General features: G+C 67.6%; 18 protein-coding genes. 11 read left to right on the top strand and 7 right to left on the bottom strand.

Annotation, left to right across the window (positions count from 1 at the left end; translation table 11 throughout):
* Nucleotides 1-67 precede the first annotated feature (67 nt).
* From AC06FE_RS08800 to folK, 7 genes are all read left to right on the top strand, one after another.
* Entirely contained in the window at nucleotides 68-634 is a 567-nt protein-coding gene (locus AC06FE_RS08800; protein ID WP_478072826.1) for a DUF2242 domain-containing protein, read from the top strand.
* Nucleotides 635-675: 41 nt separating this feature from the next.
* Nucleotides 676-1,905, top strand: coding sequence for a hypothetical protein (locus AC06FE_RS08795; protein ID WP_478072825.1), 1,230 nt, complete (start codon nucleotides 676-678; stop codon nucleotides 1,903-1,905).
* Nucleotides 1,890-2,798, top strand: coding sequence for a phosphogluconate dehydrogenase (NAD(+)-dependent, decarboxylating) (gene gnd, locus AC06FE_RS08790; protein ID WP_478072824.1), 909 nt, complete (start codon nucleotides 1,890-1,892; stop codon nucleotides 2,796-2,798). The genes AC06FE_RS08795 and gnd overlap by 16 nt, the downstream gene beginning before the upstream one ends.
* A 179-nt stretch (nucleotides 2,799-2,977) precedes the next feature.
* Nucleotides 2,978-4,795 carry a sensor histidine kinase gene (locus AC06FE_RS08785; RefSeq protein ID WP_478072823.1) on the top strand — a complete coding sequence of 606 codons (1,818 nt, stop codon included), beginning with the start codon at nucleotides 2,978-2,980 and terminating at the stop codon, nucleotides 4,793-4,795.
* A complete protein-coding gene (locus AC06FE_RS08780; RefSeq protein WP_132865660.1) occupies nucleotides 4,792-5,232 on the top strand; it encodes a response regulator in 441 nt (146 codons plus the stop codon). Before AC06FE_RS08785 ends, AC06FE_RS08780 begins: the two co-directional genes overlap by 4 nt.
* Before the next feature lie 6 nt (nucleotides 5,233-5,238).
* Nucleotides 5,239-6,759 carry a two-component system sensor histidine kinase NtrB gene (locus tag AC06FE_RS08775; protein WP_478072822.1) on the top strand — a complete coding sequence of 507 codons (1,521 nt, stop codon included), beginning with the start codon at nucleotides 5,239-5,241 and terminating at the stop codon, nucleotides 6,757-6,759.
* Nucleotides 6,760-6,878: 119 nt separating this feature from the next.
* Nucleotides 6,879-7,370 carry a 2-amino-4-hydroxy-6-hydroxymethyldihydropteridine diphosphokinase gene (folK, locus tag AC06FE_RS08770; RefSeq protein ID WP_478072821.1) on the top strand — a complete coding sequence of 164 codons (492 nt, stop codon included), beginning with the start codon at nucleotides 6,879-6,881 and terminating at the stop codon, nucleotides 7,368-7,370.
* Between the two features lie 102 nt (nucleotides 7,371-7,472).
* Here folK and AC06FE_RS08765 read toward each other — a convergent pair whose 3' ends face one another.
* Nucleotides 7,473-8,210 (bottom strand): pteridine reductase, encoded by a 738-nt coding sequence (locus AC06FE_RS08765; protein ID WP_192287678.1) that lies wholly within the window; start codon nucleotides 8,208-8,210, stop codon nucleotides 7,473-7,475.
* Nucleotides 8,211-8,264: 54 nt separating this feature from the next.
* On the opposite strand from AC06FE_RS08765, the gene AC06FE_RS08760 reads away from it, so the two are divergent.
* Together AC06FE_RS08760 and AC06FE_RS08755 are read left to right on the top strand one after the other, a co-directional pair.
* Complete coding sequence (locus AC06FE_RS08760) at nucleotides 8,265-9,449, top strand: class I SAM-dependent methyltransferase (RefSeq protein WP_478072820.1); 1,185 nt, start codon at nucleotides 8,265-8,267, stop codon at nucleotides 9,447-9,449.
* Nucleotides 9,437-9,838, top strand: coding sequence for a VanZ family protein (locus tag AC06FE_RS08755; protein ID WP_478072819.1), 402 nt, complete (start codon nucleotides 9,437-9,439; stop codon nucleotides 9,836-9,838). Before AC06FE_RS08760 ends, AC06FE_RS08755 begins: the two co-directional genes overlap by 13 nt.
* A gap of 211 nt (nucleotides 9,839-10,049) precedes the next feature.
* Here AC06FE_RS08755 and AC06FE_RS08750 read toward each other — a convergent pair whose 3' ends face one another.
* From AC06FE_RS08750 to AC06FE_RS08725, 6 genes are all read right to left on the bottom strand, one after another.
* A complete protein-coding gene (locus tag AC06FE_RS08750) occupies nucleotides 10,050-12,383 on the bottom strand; it encodes a beta-N-acetylhexosaminidase (protein WP_478072818.1) in 2,334 nt (777 codons plus the stop codon).
* Between the two features lie 108 nt (nucleotides 12,384-12,491).
* Entirely contained in the window at nucleotides 12,492-15,293 is a 2,802-nt protein-coding gene (locus tag AC06FE_RS08745; RefSeq protein ID WP_132865653.1) for a TonB-dependent receptor, read from the bottom strand.
* Between the two features lie 35 nt (nucleotides 15,294-15,328).
* A complete protein-coding gene (locus tag AC06FE_RS08740) occupies nucleotides 15,329-16,429 on the bottom strand; it encodes a glucokinase (RefSeq protein ID WP_313252235.1) in 1,101 nt (366 codons plus the stop codon).
* Between the two features lie 392 nt (nucleotides 16,430-16,821).
* Nucleotides 16,822-19,125: a family 20 glycosylhydrolase gene (locus AC06FE_RS08735; RefSeq protein WP_478072817.1), complete on the bottom strand. Its 2,304-nt coding sequence runs from the start codon at nucleotides 19,123-19,125 to the stop codon at nucleotides 16,822-16,824.
* A 291-nt stretch (nucleotides 19,126-19,416) separates the two neighbouring features.
* Nucleotides 19,417-22,089, bottom strand: coding sequence for a TonB-dependent receptor (locus AC06FE_RS08730; protein WP_192287672.1), 2,673 nt, complete (start codon nucleotides 22,087-22,089; stop codon nucleotides 19,417-19,419).
* A gap of 92 nt (nucleotides 22,090-22,181) precedes the next feature.
* Entirely contained in the window at nucleotides 22,182-23,204 is a 1,023-nt protein-coding gene (locus AC06FE_RS08725) for a glucokinase family protein (protein ID WP_446539969.1), read from the bottom strand.
* 369 nt (nucleotides 23,205-23,573) lie between these two features.
* Between AC06FE_RS08725 and AC06FE_RS08720 the strand changes: the two genes are divergently transcribed.
* Together AC06FE_RS08720 and AC06FE_RS08715 are read left to right on the top strand one after the other, a co-directional pair.
* Nucleotides 23,574-24,863: a sugar MFS transporter gene (locus AC06FE_RS08720; RefSeq protein ID WP_478072816.1), complete on the top strand. Its 1,290-nt coding sequence runs from the start codon at nucleotides 23,574-23,576 to the stop codon at nucleotides 24,861-24,863.
* A gap of 43 nt (nucleotides 24,864-24,906) precedes the next feature.
* Complete coding sequence (locus AC06FE_RS08715) at nucleotides 24,907-25,983, top strand: LacI family DNA-binding transcriptional regulator (protein ID WP_132865647.1); 1,077 nt, start codon at nucleotides 24,907-24,909, stop codon at nucleotides 25,981-25,983.
* The last annotated feature ends 1 nt before the right edge of the window (nucleotide 25,984 follow it).

The following is a 25,984-nucleotide window of genomic DNA, read 5'->3' as shown; positions in this document are numbered from 1 at the left end:
CGTGTTGAAAACGCCGTCAACGTCCCTGGACGTTGGCGGCGTTATGCTGTGGGCCATTCGATGATGGATGGAGGCGTCCATGCGCGCTTACGGGCTTCGTGCGCTGGCCGGGCTGATGCTGCTGGCGCTGGCGGGCTGCGGTGGCAAGGCCGTCAACAGCACGCTGCTGCGCGAGTCGTTCGATTCCGGCGACACCTATTCGCGCGACTTCGAGGTATCGCCGGCGCAGGCCTGCGAGGCGGCGCGCCGCGCGCTGCTGGGGCAGGGCTATGCGATCACCCGCGCCGATGCCGGCAGCGTGGAGGCCAACAAGAACTTCCAGCCCAAGGAGGACGTGCATGAGCAGCTGGTGCTGCGGGTGTCCTGCGCGGCGCGTGGCGACGGCCATGCACAGGTGTTCGCCAGCGCGGTGCAGGACCGCTATGCACTGAAGAAGTCGCCCACCTCGGCCAGCGTGGGCGTGGGGGCGCTGGGGTCGGTGTCGCTGCCGTTCGGCAGCAACGATGACTCGCTGGTGCGGGTGGCCAGCAGCACGGTGCAGGATGCGCAGTTCTACCGGAACTTCTTCGCGCGCGTGCAGCAGTTCGCCACCGCGCTGGTGCCGCCACCGACCGACGGGGCGCCGGCCCGGTGACGTGGCGCCGGCACGCGATGGTTCGCGTCGGCGCTGCGTTGATGTGGGTGTTGGCATCCACGGCGCAGGCCGCCGACGGCTGCGCGATGCGGCTGCTGCGCGAGCTGGGGTGGCGGGTCGAATCGGGCTCGCAGCAGGGGGTCACGGTCAATGCCGGGCGGCCCTGCCAGCGCGCCTCGCTGCAGCAGGCGCAGGCCCGGGGTGATCTGCGCGTGCAGGTGCCCGAGGGTTTCGATGCCACGCAGCGCGAGCGGATGGCCGAAGCCCTGCTGCAACAGCAGGCCAGCGTGTGCGCCTATGCGTTCCGGCTGGGGGATGCCACGCGCGCGGCGGCCCGTCGCCTGCAGGACAATCCCGGTTACCGGTTCTCGGCGTTGCAACTGGGCTGGATCGGCTTCGGCGCGCGCGGCGCGGGTGCGCAGGGCTGGCAGCGCTTCCGCAGTTTTGGCCGTGGCTATGCGCCGAGCGGCAGCAACAGCCGGGCGCTGGAGGCCTTCTACAGCGGGCGGGTGCGCTCCGAGTGCGGGGTGGGCCGGCAGGTGGCCCAGCTCGCCACCCAGCGCGAGCTGTATGGCGATGCGGCGTTCGATGCGGAGTTCAGCGCCGGGGAGTTGTCCATCGGCACCTTCCTGACCCTGCACGATACGCCGAGCATCCTGCTGGGCAGCAACGCCGGCGAGTTCTTCGCCGATGGCAAGGCGGTCCGCACCGCGGCGATGGGGCGGCAGGCGTTCATGGGCCTGCCGGGCTACATCAGCCACGTCTACGACAAGCGCTACCTGGACGACATCAACAACCAGGCCGAGAACTTCGTGATCACCGACATCAGCGAGGCCGCCGCCCAGGCGTTGGCCCGGCATGGCGGCTTCGCGCACTACGACGCGCTCAACGCGCGGATATGGGAGCTGGCGCGGCAGATGCCCGGGCATGGCCGGCGCCGCTTCGAACGCCTGCTTCACGAGCGCGATGCGACGCTGCGGGCCGCGCTGCCGGCGGAGCAGCAGGTGCTGCTGGCGCGCATCGATGCATTGATGGCCGACCCGGTGTATGGCGGCTTGATGCTGTACGTGCATCCCAGGGGCGTGCGCCCGCTGGGCTACCACATCGCCCGCCTGCTCGACCGCAACCCGCGCACCCCCTTCAGCATCGAGCTGACGCTGCACAACCTGCACACCACCCTGTACCGGCGCTGGATCGATGCGCGCCTGCGGGCGTGCGCGGACGGAATTTCCTTCAACACAACCCGAGGTGAGAAATGGAACTGGGCATGATCGGACTGGGCCGGATGGGCGCCAATATGGCGCAGCGACTGCAGGGCGGCGGCATCCGCGTCACCGGCTTCGATCCGGGCGAGCAGGCCAGGGCGCAGGTGGGCGCCAAGGGCGTGGCGGTGGTCACCTCGCTGCAGGCGCTGGTGCAGGCCCTGCCGGCACCGCGGGTGCTGTGGCTGATGGTGCCGTCCAAGGTAGTGGACGCGACGCTGGAGGCGTTGTTGCCGTTGCTGTCGCCGGGCGACGTGGTGGTCGACGGCGGCAACTCCTGGTACCGGGAATCGCAGCAGCGGGCCGGGCGTTGCGCAGCGCACCAGGTGGACTTCGTCGACTGCGGCACCAGCGGCGGGGTGTGGGGGCTGCAGGAGGGCTACTGCCTGATGATCGGTGGCGAGCAGGCGGTGGTGTCGCGGTTGTCGCCGCTGTTCCAGGCGCTGGCGCCGGCCGCGGACCGTGGCTGGGCCCATGTCGGGCCGGTCGGGGCGGGCCACTTCAGCAAGATGGTCCACAACGGCATCGAGTACGGAATGATGCAGGCCTACGCCGAAGGCTTCGCGCTGATGGAGAAAAAGGCCGAGTTCGCGCTGGACCTGGCGCAGATCGCCGAGGTCTGGCGCCATGGCAGCGTGGTGCGGTCCTGGCTGCTGGACCTCAGCGCCGATGCGCTGCGCCAGAACCCGGCGCTGGATGGCATCGCGCCCTACGTGGAGGATTCCGGCGAAGGGCGCTGGACGGTCAGCGAGGCCATCGACCTCGACGTGCCGGCACCGGTGATCACCCTGTCGCTGCTGGAACGGCTGCGTTCGCGCGAGGACAACTCGTTCACCGACCGCATGCTGGCGGCCATGCGCAACGAGTTCGGTGGTCACGCGATCAAGCGTAGCGACGGCTGAACCGGAGCACGGTGGGGAGGAGGGCGCGAGGCGTTCACTCCCCGCAGGTTTCATGCAATCCTTGGCGCCTGTCAGGCAAACGCCTGGATACGGCCGCGGTTTCTGCCGATTGACGGAAACGGCCGTCGATGGCGGTTGGTGTGACGCAGGGGGCGTCCACGCGTGACGAAGGAAACGGGATGGCACTGGGATTGAGCGATGAGGGGTGGAGCCGCTGGCGCCTGATGGGGCTGGCCTTGGCTGCGTTGTTGATCATCATCGTCCCGGCGCTGACCCTGCAGCGGCTGTCCACCCAGAGCGTGGAGTCGGCCAACTGGGTGGCGCACACCCACGCGGTGGGGGCGCGGTTGTACAACCTGCAGGCCGACATCCGCGACGTCGAGTCAGCGGCGCTGACGCTGTCCAAGGGCATCGACTCGCCGGCGCTGCAGCAGCGCATGGACCAGGCCGACCGGGTGACCGACAACCTACGCGAGCTCGCCGGGCTGGTCAGCGACAGCCCCGAGCAACTGGTCCGCATCGGCAAGATGGAGTCGATGCTGGAGCGGCGCATGGCGCTGGCCAAGGAGATCGCCGTCAGCACCGATTCGCCGCGCCAGCGCGAGCTGATCGAGCAGATGACCTTCGAGTACCCGATCCGCGACATGGTGGTCGAGCTGCAGCAGCACGAAGAGGCGCTGCTGGCCGAGCGCGGCCTGCAGGCGCAGCGCCAGCAGCGGATGTCCTCGCTGGTGAGCTGGAGTGCGCTGGTGGTGCAGTTGCTGTTGCTGGCACTGGTGCTGTGGCTGCTGAACCGGCAGATCGGCAGCCGCGCCGATGCCGAGCTGCGCCTGAGCAAGTCCACCGCCCGCGCCAACTCGGTGCTGCAGACCGTGCGCGAGCCCATCGTGCTGCTCGACGAGAAGCTGCGCATCGTGCTGCACAACAACGCCTTCGCCGAGTTGTACGGCGTCGATGGCCAGGACGTGAACCAGCGTCCGCTGCAGGAGATCGGCGAGGGTGCCTGGGAGGACCCCATCGTGCGCCAGCGCCTGGCCGACGTGCTGCTGCGCGGGCGCGAGCTGTGGGACTACGAGCACCAGCAGCAGGGCGTGGACGGCCTGGCCCGCACCATGCTGATCAATGCGCGGCGCATGTCGCTGCCCGATGCCAACGACGACGTGGTGCTGATGACCATCAGCGACATCACCCTGCAGCGCGCGGTGCAGGTGCGGGTGGAAGAGCTGAACCGGCAGCTGGAAGGCAAGGTCGAGCAGATGGCCGACGTCAACCGCGAGCTGGAGGCCTTCAGCTACTCGGTCTCGCACGACCTGCGCGCGCCGCTGCGCCACGTGGCCGGGTTCTCGGACAAGCTGCGCCGGCACCTGGGTGAGGGCGCCGATGAGAAGGCGCAGCATTACCTGGACGTGATCGGCAGCTCGGCGCAGCGGATGGCGGCGTTGATCGACGACCTGCTGGTCTATTCGCGGCTGGGGCGTGGGGCCATGCGCCTGCAGCCGGTGGACATGCAGTCGCTGGTGGCCGACACCCGAGCGCTGCTGGATTCCAACCTGCGCGCCGAGGCCGGTGCCGACGGCACGCCGCGCGAGGTGGAGTGGCACATCGGCACGCTGCCGGTGCTGGTGGCCGACGAGAACATGATGCGGCAGGTGTGGTTGAACCTGCTGGGCAACGCGATCAAGTACAGCGCCGGGCGCGAGAAGGCGGTGATCGAGGTGTCGGCGCGGCAGTTGCCCGACGGCAGCCAGCAGTTCAGCGTCACCGACAACGGCGCCGGTTTCGACATGCAGTACGCCTCCAAGCTGTTCGGGGTGTTCCAGCGCCTGCACAAGGCCTCCGAGTACGCCGGTACCGGCATCGGCCTGGCCAGCGTGCGACGGGTGCTGACCCGCCATGGCGGGCGCATCTGGGCCGAGGCACAGGTGGACAAGGGGGCCACCTTCAGCTTCATCATTCCCCCGTTCAACGACGCACACCACAAGGATCTCCCGGCATGACCACGTTGCGCACCATCCTGATCGCCGAAGACAGCGCGGCCGACGCCGAAATGGCGATCGACGCCCTGCGCGAGGCGCGCTTGGCCAACCCGATCGTGCACTGCGAGGACGGCGTGGAAGCGCTGGACTTCCTGCTGCGCCGCGGGGCCTACGCCGACCGCGAGGAAGGGCTGCCGGCGGTCCTGCTGCTGGACATCAAGATGCCGCGCATGGACGGGCTGGAGGTCCTGCAGCGCATCCGTGCCGAGGAGGAGCTCAAGCGCCTGCCGGTGGTGATCCTGTCGTCCTCGCGCGAGGAAAGCGACCTGGCACGCAGCTGGGACCTGGGCGTGAATGCCTATGTAGTCAAGCCGGTGGACATCGACCAGTTCTTCAACGCGGTCAAGACGATCGGCACGTTCTGGGCGGTCATCAACCAGGCACCGGAAGGCGAGTGAGCGTGCATGCCTAACAAGGGAGCACCACTGGGGCGGTTGCGGATCCTGCTGGTGGAGGATTCGCCCGAAGATGCCGAGCTGGTCAGTGACCAGTTGCTCGACGCTGGCCTGCAGGCCGAATTCGAGCGGGTCGACAACGAGGCCGGGCTGCGCCGCGCCCTGACCGAGTACATGCCCGACATCGTGCTCTCGGACCTGAGCATGCCCGGGTTCTCCGGCTACCAGGCGCTGCAGATACTGCGCGAGCTGCACCCGAAGGTTCCCTTCATCTTCGTCTCCGGCACCATGGGCGAGGAGACCGCGGTGGAGGCGCTGCGCAAGGGCGCCAACGACTACATCATCAAGCACCTGCCGGCACGCCTGCCGCCAGCCGTGGCGCGGGCCATCCGCGAGGCGCGCAGCGAGATCGAGCGCGCCCGGGTGGAGGACGAGCTGATGCGTTCGCAGCGCCTGGAGAGCCTGGCGCTGCTGGCCGCCGGTCTCAGCCACGACCTGCGCAACATCCTGCAGCCGCTGCTGATCGTGCCGGACCTGATCCGCGAGCGCAGCGACGATCCCAAGATCGTGCGCCTGGCCGACGTGATCGCCGAGTGCGGCCGGCGTGGCCACGAGATGGTCGAGTCGATGCTGTCCTTCGTGCGCGGTTCGCGCCAGCCCAGCGAGCGCATCGTGCTGCAGCGGTTGTTCCAGGCGGTCGGCATGCTGCTCAAGAGCAGCCTGCCGCGCAACGTGGACCTGCACCTGGAAGTCTCCGATGACCGCATGGCCATCGAGGCCAACTACACCGAGCTGCAGCAGGTGCTGCTCAACCTGGCATTGAACGCCATCCAGGCGATGCCCGACGGCGGGCGCCTGAGCCTGGTCGCCGAACGCGGTGGCCAGGGCCAGGAGGAGTGCGTGCGCATCCGCGTCAGCGATGAAGGCATCGGCATGGACGAGGCGACCCAGGCGCGTCTGTTCAGCCCGTTCTTCACCACCAAGACCAACGGTACCGGGCTGGGGCTGGTGTCATGCCGGCGCATCATCGAGAGCGTTGGCGGGCATATCCGCGTGCACAGCTGCAAGGGCGAGGGGACCTCGTTCGAACTGCTGCTGCCGATGCAGGATGCCCTGCTGGCCGAAGGCGAGGGCGAGGTGCCGGCGATCCGCGCCGGCCGCGGCGAACGCCTGCTGGTGGTCGATGACGAGGCCACCCGGCTCTCGCTGCTGGGCAATGCGTTGTCCAGCCAGGGCTACCGCATGCGCCTGGCCAGCGATGGCGCGGTCGCGATGCGGCACCTGCAGGAAGCCGGCCTGCCCGACGTGGTGCTCGTCGACAGCGGCATCCCGCTGCTGTCGGCCGGGCAGTTGCTGGCCGAGATGCAGGCGATGGGCTACCGCGGGCCGGCCATCGTGCTGGAGGACGCCAATGCCCCGGCATTCGCCGACGGCCAGGCCCCGTCCGGCATCAGCGTGCACGTGCTGCCCAAGCCGCTGGAGATGCAGCGGGTGTTCCGTGCCGTGGCCGATGCGCTGGGCAGCGACTGAAAGCACTCCGGCACGCATCTGGCCGACGCCTGCTGGCCTTATCATTGTCGCCCCCACTCCTGATGCAGGGCCGTGGTCCGCCCTGACCGGTGCGGGCAGGCCCGCAGGCAAAGCCACCGATGACCACCGTGCTCCTCAGCCTGGGCAGCAACCTCAATCCACGCCATTACCTCAAGGCCGCCGTGGACGTGCTGCGCGAACGTTTCGGCACCCTGCGCGTATCGCCGGCCTACCGCACCCCCGCAGTGGGCTTCGACGGCCCGGACTTCCTCAACAACGCGGTGCTGCTGGAAACCGACATGCCGCTGCTGGCCCTGGACGAATGGCTGCACGCGGTGGAGGACGCGCACGGGCGTGACCGTTCCGGTCCGCGCTTCAGCGACCGTACCCTGGACATCGACGTGGTGTATTACGGCGACCTGGTGGTCGAGGGCCCCAAGCACCTGCGCATCCCGCGCCCGGAGCTCAAGCACGCCTTCGTGCTCAAGCCGCTGGCCGATATCGCGCCGGAATTCATCGACCCGGTGCGTGGGCTGAACCTGGCGCAGATGTGGGCAGAGCATCCGCAGTTCGGGCAGGATTTCGATGTGGTGGCGCTGGAAGGGGAGTGACGCCCCACGGGGAAGCGCAAACGCTTCCGTGCGGCTTTGCGCCGGCTCCCCCGGCTGGTGCCAAGGGAGGGCGGCGGGTTTGCCGCGGCCTTGATCCCTGGCTTACGTCAACGTCCGCCCGCCATCCAGTCGCAACGTCTGGCCGGTGATGTAGCCGGCATCGTCCAGCAGCCAGCGTACCGCCGAGGCGATCTCGTGCGGGGTGCCGATGCGGCCCAGCGGCGTGCGCTCCATCAGTTTCTGCTTGGCCTGCTCGCTCTTGCCTTCCTCCGGCCACAGGATGGCACCCGGGGCCACGGCGTTGACCCGTACGTGCGGTGCCAGTTCCAGCGCCAGCGAGCGGGTGACCATCTCCAGCGCCGCCTTGGCGATGCTGTAGGCGGGGTAGTCGCGCAACGGCTGGGTGGCATGCAGGTCGGTCAGGTTGACGATGGCGCCGCGCTGCCGGATCAGGTGCGGGGCGGCCACCTGGGCCAGGAAGAACGGTGCGCGCGCGTTGACCGCCAGCAGCTCGTCCCATTGTGCCGGCTGCACCTGGCCGAACGGGGTGGGGAAGAAGTTGGAGGCGTTGTTGACCAGCGCATCGAGCTGGCCGAAATGGCTGACCACCTGTTCGAGCATGTCCGGCAGCGCGGCCGGGTCACGCAGGTCGGCCTCCACCGCCAGCACGCTGCCGGGCCGTTCGCTTTCCAGGTCGAAGGCCAGCGACTGCATCTCTTCGGTGGATGAATGCGCGTGCAGGGCGATGCGGTAACCGTGGGCGTGCAGGTGGCGGGCGATGGCCGCGCCGATGCGGCGCGCGCTGCCGGTGACCAGGGCCACCCGTTGGTAATCTGTCATCTGCATTTTCCTCACTCGGCTATCCTGTGCATTGTCCCTGTAAACGGCCGCACCATGCATTCCGACCTGCCCACGCCCGAACCCGAAGCGCTTGAACACAGCGAGCAGTTGGCCGCGCACCTGCGCGCGGACATCTGCGCCCAGGGTGGCGCGGTGCCGTTCTCGCGGTTCATGGAGCTGGCCCTGTATGCCCCGGGCTGGGGTTACTACAGCGCCGGTGCGAGCAAGTTCGGTGCCTCCGGTGACTTCGTCACCTCGCCGGAAATGGGGCCGTTGTTCGCTGCCACCACCGCCAACGTGGTCGCCCCGGTGCTGCAGCAGCTCGGGCCGCAGGCGCGGATGCTGGAGCTGGGCGGCGGCAGCGGCGCGTTCGCCGAGATCCTGCTCAAGCGCCTGCTGGAGCTGGACGCGCTGCCGGAGCGCTACGCCATCCTGGAACCCAGCGCGGACCTGCGCGAACGCCAGCGCGAGCGCCTGGAGAAGGCGTTGATCCCGCCGGTGTTCGCCCTGGTGGAATGGCTGGACCGCCCGTTCGACGACGACTGGGACGGCGTGCTGTTCGCCAACGAGGTGATCGACGCGTTGCCGACCCCGCGCTTCCTTGCCAGCGATGGCGAGATCTACGAGGAAACCGTGGAGCTGGACGGCGAGGGCCGCTTCGTGCGCGGTGCCAAGCCGGCCGATGCGCTGACCGCCGCGGCGGTGCGGCACCTGGAGCACTACCTGGAGCGCCCGTTCGCGCACGGCTACCGCTCGGAGGTGTTGCCGCAGCTGCCGTACTGGATCCAGGCGGTGGCCGGTGGCATGCAGCGCGGCGCGATGCTGTTCGTCGACTACGGCTACCCGCGCAGCGAGTTCTACCAGCACGACCGCGACGACGGCACGATCCGCGCCTTCTACCGCCACCGCGTGCACAACGACGTGTTCCTGTGGCCGGGCCTGCAGGACATCACCGCCTCGGTGGACTTCACTGCGTTGGCCGAGGCCGGCACCCATGCCGGCTTCGACCTGGCCGGCTACAGCAACCAGGCCAGCTTCCTGCTCGGCAACGGCATCACCGGCCTGCTTGAAGCGGCGGAGGAGCGCACCGACGACGTGGGCCGCATGCGCCTGCGCGAGGAACTCAAGCGGCTGACCCTGCCGACCGAGATGGGCGAGCGCTTCCAGGTGATGGCCTTCAGCCGCGACGTGGACATGAGTGCCGCGTTCCTGATGGGCGACCTGACGTGGCGGCTGTAAGCCCGATCAAGCCGTTGCGGCATGCGCGGTTCTGGCTGTCGCTGTGGGGGGCGGCGGTGCTGGCGGTGATCGTGGTATGCCTGATCCCGCCGCCGCCACTGGACCTGCCGCAGAACAGCGACAAGGTCGAGCACTTCCTGGCGTATTTCCTGTTGGCCGCCAGCGCGGTGCAGGTGTTCGCCACCCGTCGCGCCTTGTGGGTGGCGGGCGTGGGGCTGGTGCTGATGGGCGTGGGCATCGAATGGGCGCAGGGCGCGTTGACCGACAACCGGATGGCCGACCCGATCGATGCGCTGGCCAATACCAGTGGCGTGGTGGCGGGCATGCTCACCGCGCTGACGCCGCTGGCGAACCTGCTGTTGCGGCTGCAGCCCCGCCGCGCCTCCTGAGCGCACGCGCGTAGTTGCGGCTGAAACCGAAATTTCCTTTCAAAACAGTGCCTTTCTGCCTTTTGGCACTTACTTCGGCGAGCCCGGGACTGATACCGTCGCCAGGCCATCGGGGCCCTGTCGTGACCCCGTTGGCGCTGCTGCAAAGATGGCGCGGTGCGGGCCGCAGGGTGGAGAGGACCATGCGGACCGCACCGCGCCTTCCCGGCCACTACTTCGCCGGTTGCAGGCGAACCTGGTCGAGCACCCACATCTGCGAGCGGGTGTCGCCACTGAAGGTCATGCACAGGTCGGTGACCTGTTCCGGCCCGGCGCGCAAGGGCGCCTCCAGCTCGATGAAGCCATCGGCGCTGGCCTCGCGCGGCAGCGGCACCGAGGCCAGCACGCGGCCTTCGCAGCCGGCGCGGACTTCGAACTCGCCATGCGCGGCGACCGGCTTGCGGTAGCCGCGCTTGGCCTCTTCCTCGCGCAGCAGGCCGAAGTTGTAGGGGATGCGCCCGGCGCGCACCTTGAACGCGCGGATGTCCTGCAACTGCGCGTCCTCCCACAACCAGCACGGGTTGAAGATGGTGACGTCGAAGTTGTCACGCGCGCCCTGCAGCGGGTTGTCGTCTTCCAGCCGCAGCAGCAGGCGGCCGCCCTGCGGGCATTGCGCCAGGGTCTTGTCGGTGCGGGTCAGCAGCGATTCGGCATCCAGGTTCCAGCGGCTGGGTGCATCGGCCACCGGCTTGCCGTTGAAGAACGTCAGCGCCTTCAGCTCGGTGGGCACCGGCAGCGTCAGAGCGCCGGGATAGGCCGCTGACTGCGCGGTGGGCGTGCTGCCATCGGTGGTGTAACGGATGTCGCGGTAGCTGAGCGGGTTGGACAGCTCGACCGTGACCTTGTTGCCGGCGCGGTCGTCCTGGCGCTTCATCGCCACCGACAGCGCCGTCTGCGCATAGGCGATGTCCAGCGCCTTGTAGCGCTGCAGCTGTGCCGGCAGGCGGGCGAGGAAATCGTCGTAGCTCTTGCGCTCCGGCGCCGTCCAGGCGATTTCCGACAGCGCGGCCATGCGCGGGAACACGTTGTGCTGCAGGCGCTCCCAGGTGCGGGTGTGTTCGGTCCACATGTTGGCCTGCACGCCGAGGATGTGCCTGCGCTGCTCGGCGGTCAGCTGCGCCGGCACCGGGTCGAAGGCGTAGACGCGCTGCATCGAGGTGAACTTGGGGCGCCCCGGCGGTTCGTCGGGCAGGTTGGTCTGCAGGAAGTCCAGGTACAGCGTGTTGCCCGGCGACATCACCACGTCGTGGCCATGCGTGGCGGCCTCGATGCCGCCCTCGATGCCGCGCCAGGACATCACCGTGGCCTGCGGCGGCAGGCCGCCTTCGATGATCTCGTCCCAGCCGATCAGCTTGCGGTCGCGATCCTCCAGGAAGGTTTCCAGCCGCTTGAGCATGTGCGACTGCAGGGCCTCCTCGTCCTTCAGGCCCAGCGCGCGCAGGTGCGCCTGCACCGCCGGCGAGGCCTGCCACTGGTACTTGACCGCTTCATCGCCACCGATATGGATGTACTGGCCGGGGAACATCTCCAGCACCTCGGCCAGGATGTTCTCCAGGAACTGCAGGGTTTCCTCGCGCGGGTTGAACAGGTAGGGGTTGACGCCCCAGTTGGCCGACGGCTGGGTCGGGCCATCGACCACGCCATGCTCGGGATAGGCGGCGACCGCGGCCTGCGCGTGGCCCGGCACGTCGATCTCGGGCACCACGGTGATGTGGCGCGCGGCGGCGTAGGCGACCACGTCGCGGATCTGCGCCTGCGTGTAGTAGCCACAGTACAGGTGTGGCTTGCCGTCAGGCCCGACCCCGGCCTGGCCGGCCGGCGCGCGGCAGCTGCCGACTTCGGTGAGCTTCGGGTAGCGCTTGATCTCCATGCGCCAGCCCTGGTCGTCGGTCAGGTGCCAGTGGAAGGTGTTGAGCTTGTGCAGCGCCATGGCATCGAGCAACTGCTTGATCTGCTCGATGCTCTGGAAGTGGCGCGCCGAGTCGAGCATGAAACCACGCCAGGCAAAGCGGGGGGCATCGGTGATGTCCACGGCCGGGACCTGGCCGTCCTGGCCATCACCACCGCTGAGCAGCTGCACCAGCGTCATCGCGCCATTGAACAACCCCGCGTCGGTGGCGGCGCGGATGCGCACGCCCTGGGCGCCAACCTGCAGGCGATAGCTGCCCTCCACGTTGCCTGCCAGCGACGCATCGTGCTCGAAGCGGATGCCGCGTACCGGCTTGCCGACGCTCGCCGGCTGCAGGTGCAGCGCGCTGGTCTTGCCCAGCAGGGCGATGAACTGTCCGGCGACGGCGCGTGCGCCTTCGCCGTCCACGCTCACCGTGGTGGTGGCATCCACGCGATAGGGAGCGGCGCCGGGCTGTACCTGCTGCGGCAGCGGGATCAGGGGAACGGCGAGCGAGGGCGGTGCGGAGGTTGCGTGGGCGGCGGTCAGGCCGGCGCCCAGCAGCAAGCCGGTGGCCAGCAGGCTGCGGACGTGCGTGCGCGTATGCAGTCGGGTCATGGGAGCTCCAGGTGGACAAGCGTTATCGCAAAAAAAAGCGGGCCTGGAAAACCCAGGCCCGCTGGAGGAGAAAAACAGCGGAAAAACGATGTTGCCAGGGAGAAATGCTTAGAAGTTGAAACGCAGCGAGGCGTTGTAGCGACGGCCGCTCAGGTAGGCACCGCGGGTGAGCTGTTCCACGCCGGAGTAGGAGTGGTATTCCTCATCGAGCAGGTTCATCGCATCCAGGCCGACCGACAGGTTGTCGGTGATCTTGAAGGCCACCGAGGCATCCAGCGAGGCGTAGTCCATGGTCCACAGCTGGCGGCCGCCACTGACCTGGGTGAAGTACTTGTCACGCCAGCCGTAGGTGACGCGCGCGCTCCAGGTGTCGTTCTCGAAGAACGGGCTGATGTTGAACTGGTTCTTGGAGTTGAACGGCAGCGGGCGATCGCCGGTGGCTTCACCATCGGAGTAGGTGTAGTTGGCGATCACGCCGAAGCCGTAGCCGAAGTTCTGCTGCCATGCCAGCGAGTAGCCCTTGATCTTCGCATCGCCGGCATTGCGCGGACGGTCCACCATGTAGGTGTCGTCCTTGTTCTGGTTCTGGTTCCAGTGCACTTCCGGGGTCGACTCGGTGAGGATGTAGTCGGCCACGTCGCGGTAGAAGATCGAACCGGCCAGGATGGCGTTGTCGGAGAAGTACCACTCGGCCGAGAAGTCCAGGTTGGTGGACTGGTACGGCTTCAGGGCCGGGTTGCCGCCGCCGCCGGTCAGCGCGGTGTCGGACAGCCACAGGTACGAGGACACGTCGGTGTAGTTCGGACGGGCGATGGTCTTGGCGGCGGAGAAACGCAGCACCAGCTTGTCGGTGGCCTCGTAGGCCAGGTTCAGGTTGGGCAGCACGTTGTTGTACTTGTTCTTCACCACGACCGGGCTGTACGAGGCGGCCAGCTTCTCGGCCGACCAGCCGGCCTGGGTGCAGCCGGCCAGGCCGGTGTTGCAGGCGAAGCTGCCCGACTCCAGGTCGGTACGCACGTAGCGCACGCCGATGTTGCCGCGCAGGCGGTCGAAGCTGAAGTCCGCCTGCAGGTAGGCGGCGCCGATGTCTTCGTTGATCGACCAGTTGTTGCGGGCGAACTCCTCGGCGCTGAACTGCGACATCACCGGCATCGTCTGCCAGGGGGCCAGCCAATCACCGCTGGTGATGTAGTCGGCCAGCTTCCAGCCATCGATGGTGAAGCGGTTGCCTAGGTCGCCGTAACCGCTGAAGCCCTTCAGGTAGTTGCCCGGCAGCTTGCGCGGGTCGAAGTCCGAAGCCTTGGCGTCGCCGTAGCCGGCCACCGAGGCCAGGCCGATGCCGCGCTGGATCTGGGTGGTTTCATGCTTGCGCTGCTTGTAGCCGAAGCGCAGCAGGTAGACCGGCGAATCGAGCTTGATGCCGAAGTCGACCTGGCCGTAGGTTTCCTTGTCGGTGGTCGGCTTCTCCACCAGGTTGCCGCCCCAGCCGGTGTTCCAGCTCGGCTGGTTCGGGTCCGCGCCCCAACCGCCGTCCATCTGGAACTGGTCCGGGTTCTGGAACGGGTTGGCGCCGGTGAAGTGCACACTGCCCGGCTTGCCCGGTGCATCGGCGATGGACCAGGTGTAGTCTGTGCGGGCCAGGAATTCGCCGAACACCTGCTTCGGGCCACCCTCGGCCTTGGTGCGGCCGATGTGGGTGGAGGCGAACCAGCGTTCGTCGTTCCAGTCCAGCTTGATGTCGTAGGTTTCCGAATCGACCTGCGCGCGACGGTTCTGCATGTCGAACACGACCAGGCCGTTCTTGTGGCTGGCGCTGGTGATCAGGCCGTCCTTGACGGTGAGGCCGCTGAGGGTCTTCAGGCTGTTCCAGGTGTTGCCCTGGTGGGTGAACATCGACTGCGCCATGTGGTCGAAGTTGGCGTCGATCTTCAGTGCGTTGAATTCGATGTTCATCTGCTCGACCGGCTTGAACTGCAGCGCCACCGAGTAGGTCTTGCGCTTGCGCTCCTGCTCGAAGAAGTGGGCGCTGGTGGAGTTCGGGCCGATCGCGTCGGGGTTGGCGTAGACGGTGTCGGCGCAGGCGCCGACGCAGGTGGCCGGCGAGGTCGGCTGCGAGCCGTCCGGGTTCGGCGCCACCGACCAGTCGGTGGGCAGGTTGGTGATCGAGCCGTTGGCACCCCCCACGCCGGCGATGTAATCCTTGGCCCGCACGGTGCCGTAGGACTCGATGCCGTCACGACGGATGCTCTCGTTCGAGGCCTGCGCCGACACGATGAAGCCGAAGTTCTCCGCGGCGTTCTTCCATGCGAAGGCGGCCGAGGCGCTCGGATCGGTCTTCTCGACGCGGTCGTTGCGGCCGTAGCTGACGCGGCCGGAGATGCTGACCTTCTCCGGCATGTCCAGCGGCTTGCGGGTGGAGACGATCACGGTGCCGCCGATCGAGCCTTCGTCGATGCGTGCTTCCGGCGACTTGAACACCTCCACCTTGCCGACCAGTTCCGGCGCCAGCAGCGAGTAGTTGAAGGTACGGGTCGGGAAGTCGGACATGTTCCAGTCGCCCGAGGCGATGGACTGGCCGTTGAGCAGGGTGCGGTTGAGCGCCGGGTCGGTGCCGAGGATGCTGACCTTCTCGCCCTGGCCGTAGGCGCGGTCGATGGTCACGCCGGGGATGATGGTCATCGCTTCGGCGACGTTGGTGGCCGGGAACTTGCCCACGTCCTCGGCGGTGATGACGTCGACGATGGCGTCGGCGTTGCGCTTGGTTTCCAGCGACTGCTGCAGGCTGGCGCGGATGCCGGTGACGACGACGCGGTCAAGGTCGGTGGCGCTCTTGTCCGCTTCCTGCGCGTGCGCGGAGAAGCTCAGACAGGTGACGATGGCGGCGGATAGTACGGACTTGCGGTACCTCATGATGTCTCTCCTCATCATTGATGGATTCCGGCGGCTCAGCCGGCAGTGGCTTGACGTGGACCGATGCAGGGGCGGGATGCGTTCGCGTGCACGGGGACTGCTGCGCTTGGTGGAGTGCAAGGCTCGAGTTCCCTGCGTTCCAGGTACCAACTGGCGGCGCCGATGACGCCCAGTTGCCCGTGCTCGACCAGCCGCACGGGAATGCGTTCCAGCGCCTTGCGCATCGGTCCCTTGTTGAGGAAGCGATCGGCGAAGGTGCTGTTGGCAAGGAAGTGGCCGATGCGCGGGGCGATGCCGCCGGCCAGGTAGATGCCGCCGTGCGGGCCGTACACCAGCGCCATGTCGCCGATGGCCGAGCCGAGCAGGCCGCAGAACAGTTCCAGCGTCTGCACGGCCAGCGGATCGCTGCCTTCGCAGGCGGCGTGGCTGATCGCGTCCGGGGTGGCATGGCGGGGCGACTGGCCGCGCAGGGCGCACAGCGCGCCGTACAGGTTGAGCAGGCCGGGGCCGGACAGGGCCTGCTCGACGGAGACATGCGGACGGCTGCGCAACAGCTGCTGCAGCACCGCGATCTCCAGCTCGGTGGTGGCGGCGAAGGCGGCCTGGCCGGCCTCGGTGGCCAGCACCAGGGAGCGGCCGCCGAAGGGAACCCGCAGCGCCGCGCCCAGGCCGGTGCCGGCGCCGACCACCAGGACCGGGCCCTCGGCCGCCTGGGCCGGGCCGCAAAGCAGCGTGGACTGGTCGTGGTCGATGTGGGCGGTGGCATGGGCCACGGCCTCGAAGTCGTTGACCAGGTGCACGGCCGGCGTGCCGAGCGCGGTACGGATGGCGGTGGTGGACAGCGGCCACGGCAGGTTGGCCGAGATCACCGTGCCATCGGCCAGGGCATGGCCGGCACTGGCGATCACGCAGGCGGACAGCGAGGCAGGGTCGACCGGGAACTGGCGCAGGATCGCGGCCAGGTCATCGTGGTCGGCGCAACGGTACTGGCGATAGTCCTGCACCTGCAGGCGCTGGCCGCCGCTGGCCGGCCAGACCAGGCCCACGCGCACATGGGTGCCGCCGACGTCCGCAGCCAGCAAGGGCCGGGCCGTGGCGGTGGTGTGCTTGGACGCTGCTGGAAGACTGGCAACCACGAAGTTCCCCCGAAGTCCGTGCGGCCCCCTTTGGCGCTACGGCAGGTGGAGTTTCCGTGCTGTGTGACAACGATGTCAAGCTGTGTTGCAAAAAATTTTCATGTGCCGAGCATGACTTTGGTCATCCATAGGCTGATGATTTCAATGGAAATTTAGATTTCATTGCAATGGGTGTCGGCGTCTTGCCGCCGGCGGGCGGGTTGAACGGGATATCCGTGAAATTTTTTGGCAAGCCGTCCGGGGCCTGCAAAGCCACCCTCCGGCGGGGCATGCAGACGCCTTGCGACATGCAGGAAGCGGCGCGCGGGTTGGTGCGGGTGGCCCCTGCGAGGGCTGGAAACGCGGAAGGCCACCGCGAGCGGTGGCCTTCCAGGAGACGACGGCAGGGACGGTCAGCGGGCCGGTTCGAGCCGGATCCAGTCCAGCGTCCACATGTTCGGTCGCGTATCGCCGGTGAAGCGCACGCACAGGTCGCCGCGTGCGGCTGGCGCGGTGATCGGTGCCTCCAGTTCCAGGAAGCCGTCGGCACCGGGTTCGGCAGGCAGCGGCACCGAGGCCAGCGGCGTGCCTTCGCAGTTGGCCAGGATCTCCATCTCGCCGTACCTGCTGTGCGCCGGAGCGAACTTGCGTGCCGGTTCGTCGTGGGCCAGCTGGAAGTTGTACGGGATGCGGCCGGCACGCACCTTGATCCTGCTGATGCCGGCCAGGTTCACGTCTTCCCACAACCAGCACGGGTTGAAGATGTTGACGTTGAACACTTCGCGCTCGCCCTCGGCCGGACCGTCGTCTTCCAGGCGCAGCAGCAGCTTGCCGCCGTTCGGGCACAGGCCCAGCTGGGTGTCCTCGCGCACCCGCAGGGAGTCGGCGGTAAGCGCGAAGTTGCTGGCCGCGGCCAGTGGCAGGTCGTTGAAGAAGGCCGCTGCCTGCACCTGCACGGGAACCTTCAGCTGCAGCGGCTGGCTGTACAGCGGCGAGCGGCTGCTGACCGCGCTGCCATCGAGCGTGTAATGCACGGGGTAGCCCAGCGGATTGTCCAGGGTGACGGTGACGTTGCCGGTGGCAGCATCCCCCTTGTCGCGCAGGTCCACCTGGAACGGTGTCTGCGCGTAGGCGATGTCCATCGCACGGTAGCGCTGCAGCTGGCGCGGCAGGCGCTGGGTGAAGCCACGGAAGTCGCGCTTGTCCTGCGGGCTCCAGCCGGTCTCGGCCACCGCCGCCACGCGCGGGAACAGGTTGTGTTCCAGGTGGCGGTTGTTGCGGGTGTGCTCGACGAACATGTTCGCCTGCAGGCCCAGGATGTGCGAACGCTTGTCGGCGGCCAGTTCGGCGGGCACCGGTTCGAATTCGTAGGCCTTCTGCAGGGGGATCGTGGTCGGGCGGCCCGGCGGCTCGTTCGGCGATTCGGTCTGCAGGTAGTCCATGTACATGTGGGTGACCGGCGACATGATCACGTCGTGGCCTTCGCTGGCTGCCTTCAGGCCGCCCTCGGTGCCACGCCAGGACATCACCGTGGCTTCCGGCGGCAGGCCGCCCTCGAGGATCTCGTCCCAGCCGATCAGGCGGCGGTCGTGCTGCTCCAGGAATTTCTCCAGGCGCTTGATCATGTGGCTCTGCATTTCCATCTCGTCCTTCAGGCCGAGCTGGCGCATGTGCGCCTGCACGCGCGGGGAAGCGATCCACTGGTCCTTGACCGCTTCGTCGCCGCCCACGTGCACGTACTTTGCCGGGAACATGTCGATCACTTCCAGCAGCACGTTCTCCAGGAACTGCATCGTGCTTTCTTCGGTGTTGAACAGGTTGGGGAACACGCCCCACTGGTTGTCGATGACCAGCTTCTGGTCGGTCACGCCCAGCTCCGGGTAGGCGACGATGGCCGCAGTGGCGTGGCCGGGGACGTCGATCTCCGGGATCACCTGGATATGCCGCTGCGCGGCGTAGGCGACGATCTCGCGGATCTGCTCCTGCGTGTAGAAACCACAGTAGGTGCGGGGCTGGCCGGTGGCCTCGTTGCGGCCGGCATCACCGAGCGGCACGCGGCAGCTGCCGGTTTCGGTGAGCTTCGGGTAGCGCTTGATCTCCATGCGCCAGCCCTGGTCGTCGGTCAGGTGCCAGTGGAAGGTATTGAGCTTGTGCTGGGCCATCGCATCGAGCAGCTTCTTGATCTCCTCCATGCTCTGGAAATGGCGGGCCGAGTCGAGCATCAGCCCGCGCCAGACGAAGCGCGGCGCATCGGTGATGGTGGCCGCGGCGACCTCGCCGGGGGTCTGGTCGGTCAGCAGCTGGGCGGCGGTGACGGCGCCGTAGAACAGGCCGCGGTCATCGCTGGCACTGACGTCGATGCCGGTGTTGGAGACCTTGAGCGTGTAGGCCTCGGCCGGATTGGTGGCCGAAGGGTCCAGGCGGAAGCGGATCTGTGCCTTGTTGGCGTTCTCGGCCACGGCCAGCGTGGGCCCGCCGTTCTGCTTGAGCAGCTCTACGAACTGAGCGGCGACGCGGCGCGAGGCTTCGTCATTGCCGCCGACCCGGGCGGCATGCTTCAGCACGAAGTCCTTGCCGCCGTCGGCCTGGTAACTGGCGGGCAGGGGGATCAGCGACGGTGCGCCGGCGGCGGCGTGGGCCTGCACGGTGGTGAGGCCGAGCAGCATGCAACTGCCGAGCAGGGTTGCGCGACGGCGCGCACGGAGGGACTTCGTCATCGGGGCGGAGCTCCTGTTGTAAGGCGGTGGTGCCGGGCCAGGCCTGGCAGGTGGTGCGGGATTGCGGGCAGTGCAGTGCCGGATCATGCGCGGCACGACGAAAGCAGGATTGTGCAACGGCAGCGCCGGACCCTGCGCGGAAGGTGCCCAAGGGGGCACGTTGCGTGACGCCCGCCATCGGCCGGCATGCCGGTGGAGGGACGTCGCGCACTCCCAACGAAAAACGCCGGGCCCGGAGTGATCCAGGCCCGGCGCGTCACGCTGTCCGGCGATGTTGCGTGCCGGGATGGATCAGAACTTGATGCGGGCGTTCAAGTAGTACTGGCGACCGTTGTTGTAGAACGCAACCGGAATGGCCGAGCTCTGGTAGTACTTGTAGGTCGGGTCGTTGAGGTTCAGCGCATCCAGGCTGAAGCTCAGCCAGTCGGTGGCCTTGTAGTTCAACGAGACCGACACGGTGCCGAACGAATCCTGGTAGTACGGATTCACCGAGGACAGGCCGATCAGGAACGAGGAACGGTAGGTGTAGCCGACGCGCGCACCGAAGGTGTCGTTCTCGAAGTAGGCACCGACGTTGTAGGTGTCCTTCGAGTTGCCGAGCAGGTTGTTGCTGCCGTCGGCCCAGGTGTGCGAGGTGCTGCCGTCGGAGTAGGTGTAGTTGGCATCGATGCCGAAGTACTCGCCGATCGGCTGCTGGTAAGCCACTTCCAGGCCCTGCACCTGCGCGTTGGCGTTGGTCGGCAGCGAGATCTCATACTGCTCAAGCTGGTTGGTCAGCTCGCTGAACAGCATCTGCTTCTCGGTGCCGTAGGCCACATAGTCCTTCATGTTCATCGAGAACACGCCGAACGACAGCAGGCCGCGCGGCATGAAGTACCACTCCACGTTGGCGTCGAAGTTGGTGGAGACCACCGGCTTCAGGTTCGGGTTGCCGGCCGAACCGGTCTTGTCCAGGTCCGAGCCGGAGGCCGAAGCACCCAGTGCCGAGTAGTCCGGCAGGGTCTGGGTCTGCGAAGCGGCGACGCGGAACACCAGGTTCTCGGCCAGGTCGAACTTGAAGTTGGCGCTGGGCAGCAGGCGACGGTGGGTGTTGCTGTATGCCAGCGCCTCCCACATGCCGAACAGGCTGCTCACGTCAGCGTTGGCGGCATTGCTGACCGCACGGTAGGAGTCGATGTCCTGGTTCACGCTGACGTAGCGCAGGCCGATGTTGCCGGCCCAGTTGTCGCCGGTGAAGTTGGCCTGGACGTAGGCGGCCAGGTTCTTCTCCTCGACCTTCCATTCCGAGCCGTAGTTGTGGCGGCCGGTCGGGCCGTCGTTGTTGGACAGCCAGGTGGAGTTGTTGGTGATGGCTTCCTTCAGCGCGCCCGGGGTGAAGTACCACAGGTTGCGCGGGAAGTTGCCGCCGATGCCGCTGGCGAAGCCGCTGGGGTAGTTGGCGGTGGCACCGTTCTGCAGGTCCGACCAGATGTCGCCCGGGCTGGCGCCTTCCGGCGACATGGCTTCACGGCTGTGCTTGGCAAAGCGCAGGCCGAAGTCCAGCGAGCTCAGCACGCCGGTATCCATGTACTGGTTGAAGTCGAGCGTGGCCCACTTCTCCTTGTCCTCGGCCACGATCTGCTGGTTGCCCCAAGTGCCGAAGCTGGTCACGCCGGACGGGCTCAGGTCGCCGCCCAGGCTCCAGTCGGTCGGCGAGCTGTTGCCATGGGTGCTCCAGCTGGCGCCGCCGCCATTGGCCAGGGTGACCTCGGCGATGTACTGGCGGGCGGTCTTGCCTTCGCCCTTGGTGCTGCCGGCCTGGAACCTGGAGGTCAGGCTGTCGTTGATCTGCCAGTCCGCGTCGAAGGTCAGGTAGTTGGTCTTGGCCGACGACTCGCGATAGATCATGTCGTAGACACCGTAGTTGGTGCCTGCCACGCCTGCGTAGGTGGCGTTGGTGAGCACGCCGTCCTTGACCACGTAGCCGGCCTGCGGGGCCTGCGAGTTGGCGAAGTTGCCGCCCCACAGCATGAAGTTGCGGTTGTAGTTGTTGGCGTCGAGCTTGGAGCTGAAGCCGCTCACGCCCAGGGTCAGGTCATCGTTGGGCTTGAACTGGATCTCGACGAGGCCGCCCTTGCGCTCGCGGGTCTGTTCGAACAGCGTGGAGCCGAGCAGGCTCGGGGCCCACACATCGAGCAGGTCCGGATTGCTCTGGCCCAGGGCGTTGACCGTGCCATCGGCATTGCGGCCCATCTTGAACCAGCCACCCGGGAACTCCTGGGCTTCGCGGCGCAGCTCGCGCTTCTGGCTGAAGCCCTGCACCATCACGCCGAAGGTGCCGTCTTCGTTCTTGTAGTTGAACAGGGCCGACAGCTGCGGGTCGGTCGATTCGGCCTGGTCCGAGCGCACCGCACCGATCGATGCTTCGGCGGTGAACTGCTTGGCGAACTGCAGCGGCTTGCGGGTGATGATGTTGACGGTGCCGGTGGTGCCACCGTCCATCAGCTTGGCCTGCGAGGACTTGTTCACTTCCACCGAGCTGACCAGCTCCGACGGCAGCAGCGAGTAGCTGACGCTGCGGCCGACGTTGCCGGCCTGGGACAGCACGAACCAGTCGGCCGAGCCGACGGTGTGGCCGTTGATCAGGGTCTGGGTCAGGCTCGGGCTGGTGCCGCGCAGGCTGACGCGGTCGGCTTCGTCGAAGCCGCCTTCGTCGGCGCTGGAGGAGCTGATGTTCACGCCCGGCAGGCGCTGCAGGGTGTCGGCGACGTTGTGCGCCGGCAGCTTGCCGACGTCTTCTGCGGTCACCACTTCAACGCGGGCATTGGCTTCGCGCTTGGTGTCCAGCGACTTTTCCATCGAGCCGCGGATGCCGGTGACGACCACGGTGTCCAGGTCGGTGGCGGTGGGGGCGGCTTCCTGCGCGTGGGCACTGAAAGCAAGGCAGCTGACGATCGCTGCCGAAAGCAGGGTCTTGCGATGCATGTTGTCTCTCCTCAACATCAGATTGGATGGCACCGGGGTGCCGCGTTACTGCTGGGTATTGCTGGTGGATCTGTTGCTTATGCTGCGAAGGCTCAGGTGGCCGACTTTTCCAGATACCAACTGGCCGCGCCGATCACGCCCAGTTGCCCGTGCTCTACCAGCTTCACGGGAATGCTTTGCAGCGCCTTGCCCATCGGACCCTTGTTGAGGAAGCGTTCGACGAAGGTGCTGTTCAAGAGGAACTGACTGATCTTCGGCAGGATCCCGCCCGCCAGATAGATGCCGCCCTGCACGCCATAGAGCAGGGCCATGTCGCCGGTGGTGGAGCCGAGGATCCCGCAGAACAGTTCCAGGGTTTCCACCGCCAGTGGGTCACTGCCGTCGCAGGCCGCGGCGCTGACCGCGTCCGGCGTGGCATGCGTGGGGGCGACGCCGCGCACCGCGCACAGGGCGGTGTAGAGGTTGAGCAGGCCCGGGCCGGACAGCGCGCCGTGCTCGATGGAGACGTGGCTGCGGCCACGCAGCATCTGCTGCAGCACCGCCATCTCCAGCTCGGTGCTGGCGGCCAGCGAGGCCTGGCCGGCCTCGGTGGCCAACACCACCGAGCGGTTGCCGACCGGGATCCACACCGCCGCGCCCAGGCCGGTGCCGGGGCCGACCACCAGGGTCGGGCCGCGCGGGGCCTCGGCCGGGCCGGTCAGCTGCAGCACCTGGCTGCCGTTGATGTGCGCGGCGGCATGGGCGACGGCTTCGAAGTCGTTGACCAGATGGACGGCGTCGAAGCCGAGGTCCTCGCGGATGCGGTTGGACGACAGCGGCCAGGGCAGGTTGGCGGAGATCACGGTGCCATCGGGCAGCGCGTAGCCGGCGGTGGCGATGACGCACTCGCAGACCGGCGGCTGGCTGCTGGCGAAGTCGGCCAGGATCGCGCCCAGCCCGGGGTAATCGGCGTTGCGGTACTTGCGATAGGACAGCACCTCCACGGCCGGGCCCAGGCCGCTGCCGGCCTGGATCAGGCCCACGCGGACGTGGGTGCCGCCGACGTCGGCCGCGAAGAAGGGCCGGGGCGCGAGCGCAGGGCGGGTGCTCTGTAGCGGGGGGGCGACTGCAGTCACTCGGTTTCCCTATGGCATGGGAGCGCCCGTCGGGGGCGCCGTTCGGGGGCCGAGTCTGTAATCGTTCTGACAACGATGTCAACGAATAATTAAAACTTTCGATGCTGCGCCGCAGCGCGATTGCGCAAACCTCGCGGGAAAGCGATTTTCCGCCGTCCTCGGCGATGGCATGCCGACGTATAGGGGTTTTGCGAGGGAAAGCCTGATCCCTCCGGCGTTCGCGCCGATTGCTCTCAAATGCAAGTATCGGCCGGGCGATCACGCGTTGTTGACAAATCCGTCAGCAGCAAACCATAAATGTGACAACGTTGTTCCCACGTCTTCCCGAGCGGCCCCGATCCGTATCCCGCATTCGCAGGAGCCTTGCCCATGTCTGCTGTTCCCGCCTATCCGCCGCGCACCAGTACGTTGTCGTCCATCGCCATCGTCGGCGTGCTGTTCTTCATCATCGGCTTCTGTACCTGGATCAACGGGCCGCTGATCACCTTCGTGCGGCTGGCCTTCGACGTCAGCGAGGTCTCGGCCTTCCTCGTGCTGATGGTGTTCTACCTGTCCTACTTCTTCCTGGCCCTGCCGGCCTCGTTCATCCTCAACCGCACCGGCATGAAGAAGGGCCTGGCGCTGAGCCTGGCGGTGATGGCGGTCGGTGCGATGGCCTTCGGCGAGTTCGCCACCCGCCGCTGGTTCGGCGGCGCGCTGGGCGGGCTGTTCGTGATCGGTGGCGGCATGGCGCTGCTGCAGACCGCGGTCAACCCGTACATCAGCATCCTCGGCCCGATCGAGGGGGCGGCCCAGCGCATCGCGCTGATGGGCATCTGCAACAAGATCGCCGGCATCCTCGCGCCGGTGGTGATCGGCTCGCTCGTGCTGCACGGCATCGGTGACCTGGAAGCCCAGGTGCAGGCGGCCGACGCGGCCACCAAGACCGAGCTGCTGAATGCCTTCGCCGCCAAGATCCACACCCCGTACATGGTCATCGCCGGCGTGCTGCTGCTGGTCGCCGTGGGCGTGCTGTTCTCGCCGCTGCCGGAAGTGAAGCCGGACCAGGCCAATGCCGCCGCCAATGATGGCAAGGCCGCCCGGCGCAGCATCTTCCAGTTCCCGCACCTGTGGCTGGGCGTGCTGTGCCTGTTCGTGTACGTCGGCGTGGAAGTGATGGCCGGCGACGCGATCGGCACCTACGGCAATGCCTTCGGCCTGCCGCTGGACCAGACCAAGCTGTTCACGTCCTACACCCTGTTCGCGATGCTGGTCGGCTACGTGGCCGGGCTGGTGCTGATCCCGCGCTTCATCTCGCAGGAGAAGTACCTGGCGGTGTCGGCGGTGCTGGGCGTGGTGTTCACCCTGGGCGCCTACTTCACCCACGGCTATGTCTCGGTGGGGTTCGTCGCCGCGCTGGGTTTCGCCAACGCCATGATGTGGCCGGCGATCTTCCCGCTGGCCATCCGCGGCCTGGGCCGCTTCACCCAGACCGGCTCGGCCCTGCTGGTGATGGGCATCGCCGGCGGCGCGATCATCCCGCAGGCCTTCGCCCTGCTCAAGCATGCGTACCCGGAACACTTCCAGCTGGTGTTCGCCGCGCTGATGGTCCCGTGCTATCTGTACATCCTGTTCTTCGGCACCCTGGGCCACAACGCGGGCAGGGCGCGTGGCGCGTGAATCAAGCATCATGGCGACCATCGAGCCAACGCGGGAACCGGTAATGCGCAGACCCACCATCAAGGACGTCGCCGAGCGGGCAAAGGTCTCCCTGAAGACCGTGTCGCGGGTGATCAACAACGAACCCTCGGTGATGCAGGCCACCCGGGCACGGGTGCTGCGGGCCGTGGCCGAGCTGGACTACGAGCCGGACCCGTCCGCACGCAACCTGCGCAGCAACACCACCTTCGTGATCGGGCTGGTCTACGACAACCCGAACCCGTACCACATCATCGGCGTGCAGAACGGCGTGCTCTCGGCCTGCCGTGAAACCGGCTTCGGCCTGCAGATCCACCCCTGCGATTCCACCTCGCCGATGCTGGCCGAGGAGCTGGCCGACTGGGTGCAGCGCTCGCGCCTGGCCGGGCTGGTGCTGACCGCGCCGATGTCCGAGCGGCCGGAGCTGGTCGCCGCGTTGAACGCGCGCGGGATCAAGAACGTGCGCATCATCGCCGCCACCGAGGACCCGGGCGATGGCCCGTGCGTGTTCGTCGACGACCGCGACGCCGCCTACGAGATCACCGAGCACCTGATCCAGCTGGGCCACCAGCGCATCGGCTTCCTGTGGGGCGGTACCTCGCACCACTCCAGCGGCGAGCGCTACGCCGGCTACGAGGCCGCGTTGAAGGACTACGGCATCCCGCTGGACAAGCACCTGGTGATCCCGGGCGACTACACCTTCGACGATGGTTTCCGGGGGGCACGCCGCCTGCTGGCGCTGCGCGAGCCGCCCACCGCCATCTTCGGCTCCAACGACGAGATCGCCGCCGGCGTGCTGGCCGCGGCCAATTCGGCCGGGCTCAACGTGCCGTACGACCTGTCCATCGCCGGCTTCGAGGACAGCCCGTTCTCGCGCCAGTCGTGGCCGGCGCTGACCACCGCCAAGCAGGCCACCGGCGACATCGCCCGGCATGCCGCGCGGCTGCTGATCAGCCAGTTGCGCACCGACGCCTATGACGACGCCCCGGTGCAGCTGCACAACCAGGGCTTCGTGCCGCAGCTGGTGGTGCGCGGTTCCACCGCACCGTTGCGGCAGCAGCCGGCGCGGCCTCCCTCATCCCCCCCCGACCTTTCCGAGTAAC

The organism is Stenotrophomonas sp. Steno-C18, from assembly GCF_056393195.1.
This window is presented reverse-complemented; position numbering and strand designations above follow the sequence as displayed.

Coding starts and splice junctions, on each gene's coding strand:
- AC06FE_RS08775 (WP_478072822.1), top strand. CDS start 5,239: ATGCCTAACAAGGGAGCACCACTGGGGCGGTTGCGGATCCTGCTGGTG.
- AC06FE_RS08730 (WP_192287672.1), bottom strand. CDS start 22,089: ATGCATCGCAAGACCCTGCTTTCGGCAGCGATCGTCAGCTGCCTTGCT.
- AC06FE_RS08765 (WP_192287678.1), bottom strand. CDS start 8,210: ATGACAGATTACCAACGGGTGGCCCTGGTCACCGGCAGCGCGCGCCGC.
- AC06FE_RS08735 (WP_478072817.1), bottom strand. CDS start 19,125: ATGACGAAGTCCCTCCGTGCGCGCCGTCGCGCAACCCTGCTCGGCAGT.
- AC06FE_RS08780 (WP_132865660.1), top strand. CDS start 4,792: ATGACCACGTTGCGCACCATCCTGATCGCCGAAGACAGCGCGGCCGAC.
- AC06FE_RS08785 (WP_478072823.1), top strand. CDS start 2,978: ATGGCACTGGGATTGAGCGATGAGGGGTGGAGCCGCTGGCGCCTGATG.
- AC06FE_RS08795 (WP_478072825.1), top strand. CDS start 676: ATGTGGGTGTTGGCATCCACGGCGCAGGCCGCCGACGGCTGCGCGATG.
- AC06FE_RS08760 (WP_478072820.1), top strand. CDS start 8,265: ATGCATTCCGACCTGCCCACGCCCGAACCCGAAGCGCTTGAACACAGC.
- AC06FE_RS08745 (WP_132865653.1), bottom strand. CDS start 15,293: ATGAGGTACCGCAAGTCCGTACTATCCGCCGCCATCGTCACCTGTCTG.
- AC06FE_RS08720 (WP_478072816.1), top strand. CDS start 23,574: ATGTCTGCTGTTCCCGCCTATCCGCCGCGCACCAGTACGTTGTCGTCC.
- folK (WP_478072821.1), top strand. CDS start 6,879: ATGACCACCGTGCTCCTCAGCCTGGGCAGCAACCTCAATCCACGCCAT.
- AC06FE_RS08715 (WP_132865647.1), top strand. CDS start 24,907: ATGCGCAGACCCACCATCAAGGACGTCGCCGAGCGGGCAAAGGTCTCC.
- AC06FE_RS08800 (WP_478072826.1), top strand. CDS start 68: ATGGAGGCGTCCATGCGCGCTTACGGGCTTCGTGCGCTGGCCGGGCTG.
- AC06FE_RS08750 (WP_478072818.1), bottom strand. CDS start 12,383: ATGACCCGACTGCATACGCGCACGCACGTCCGCAGCCTGCTGGCCACC.
- gnd (WP_478072824.1), top strand. CDS start 1,890: ATGGAACTGGGCATGATCGGACTGGGCCGGATGGGCGCCAATATGGCG.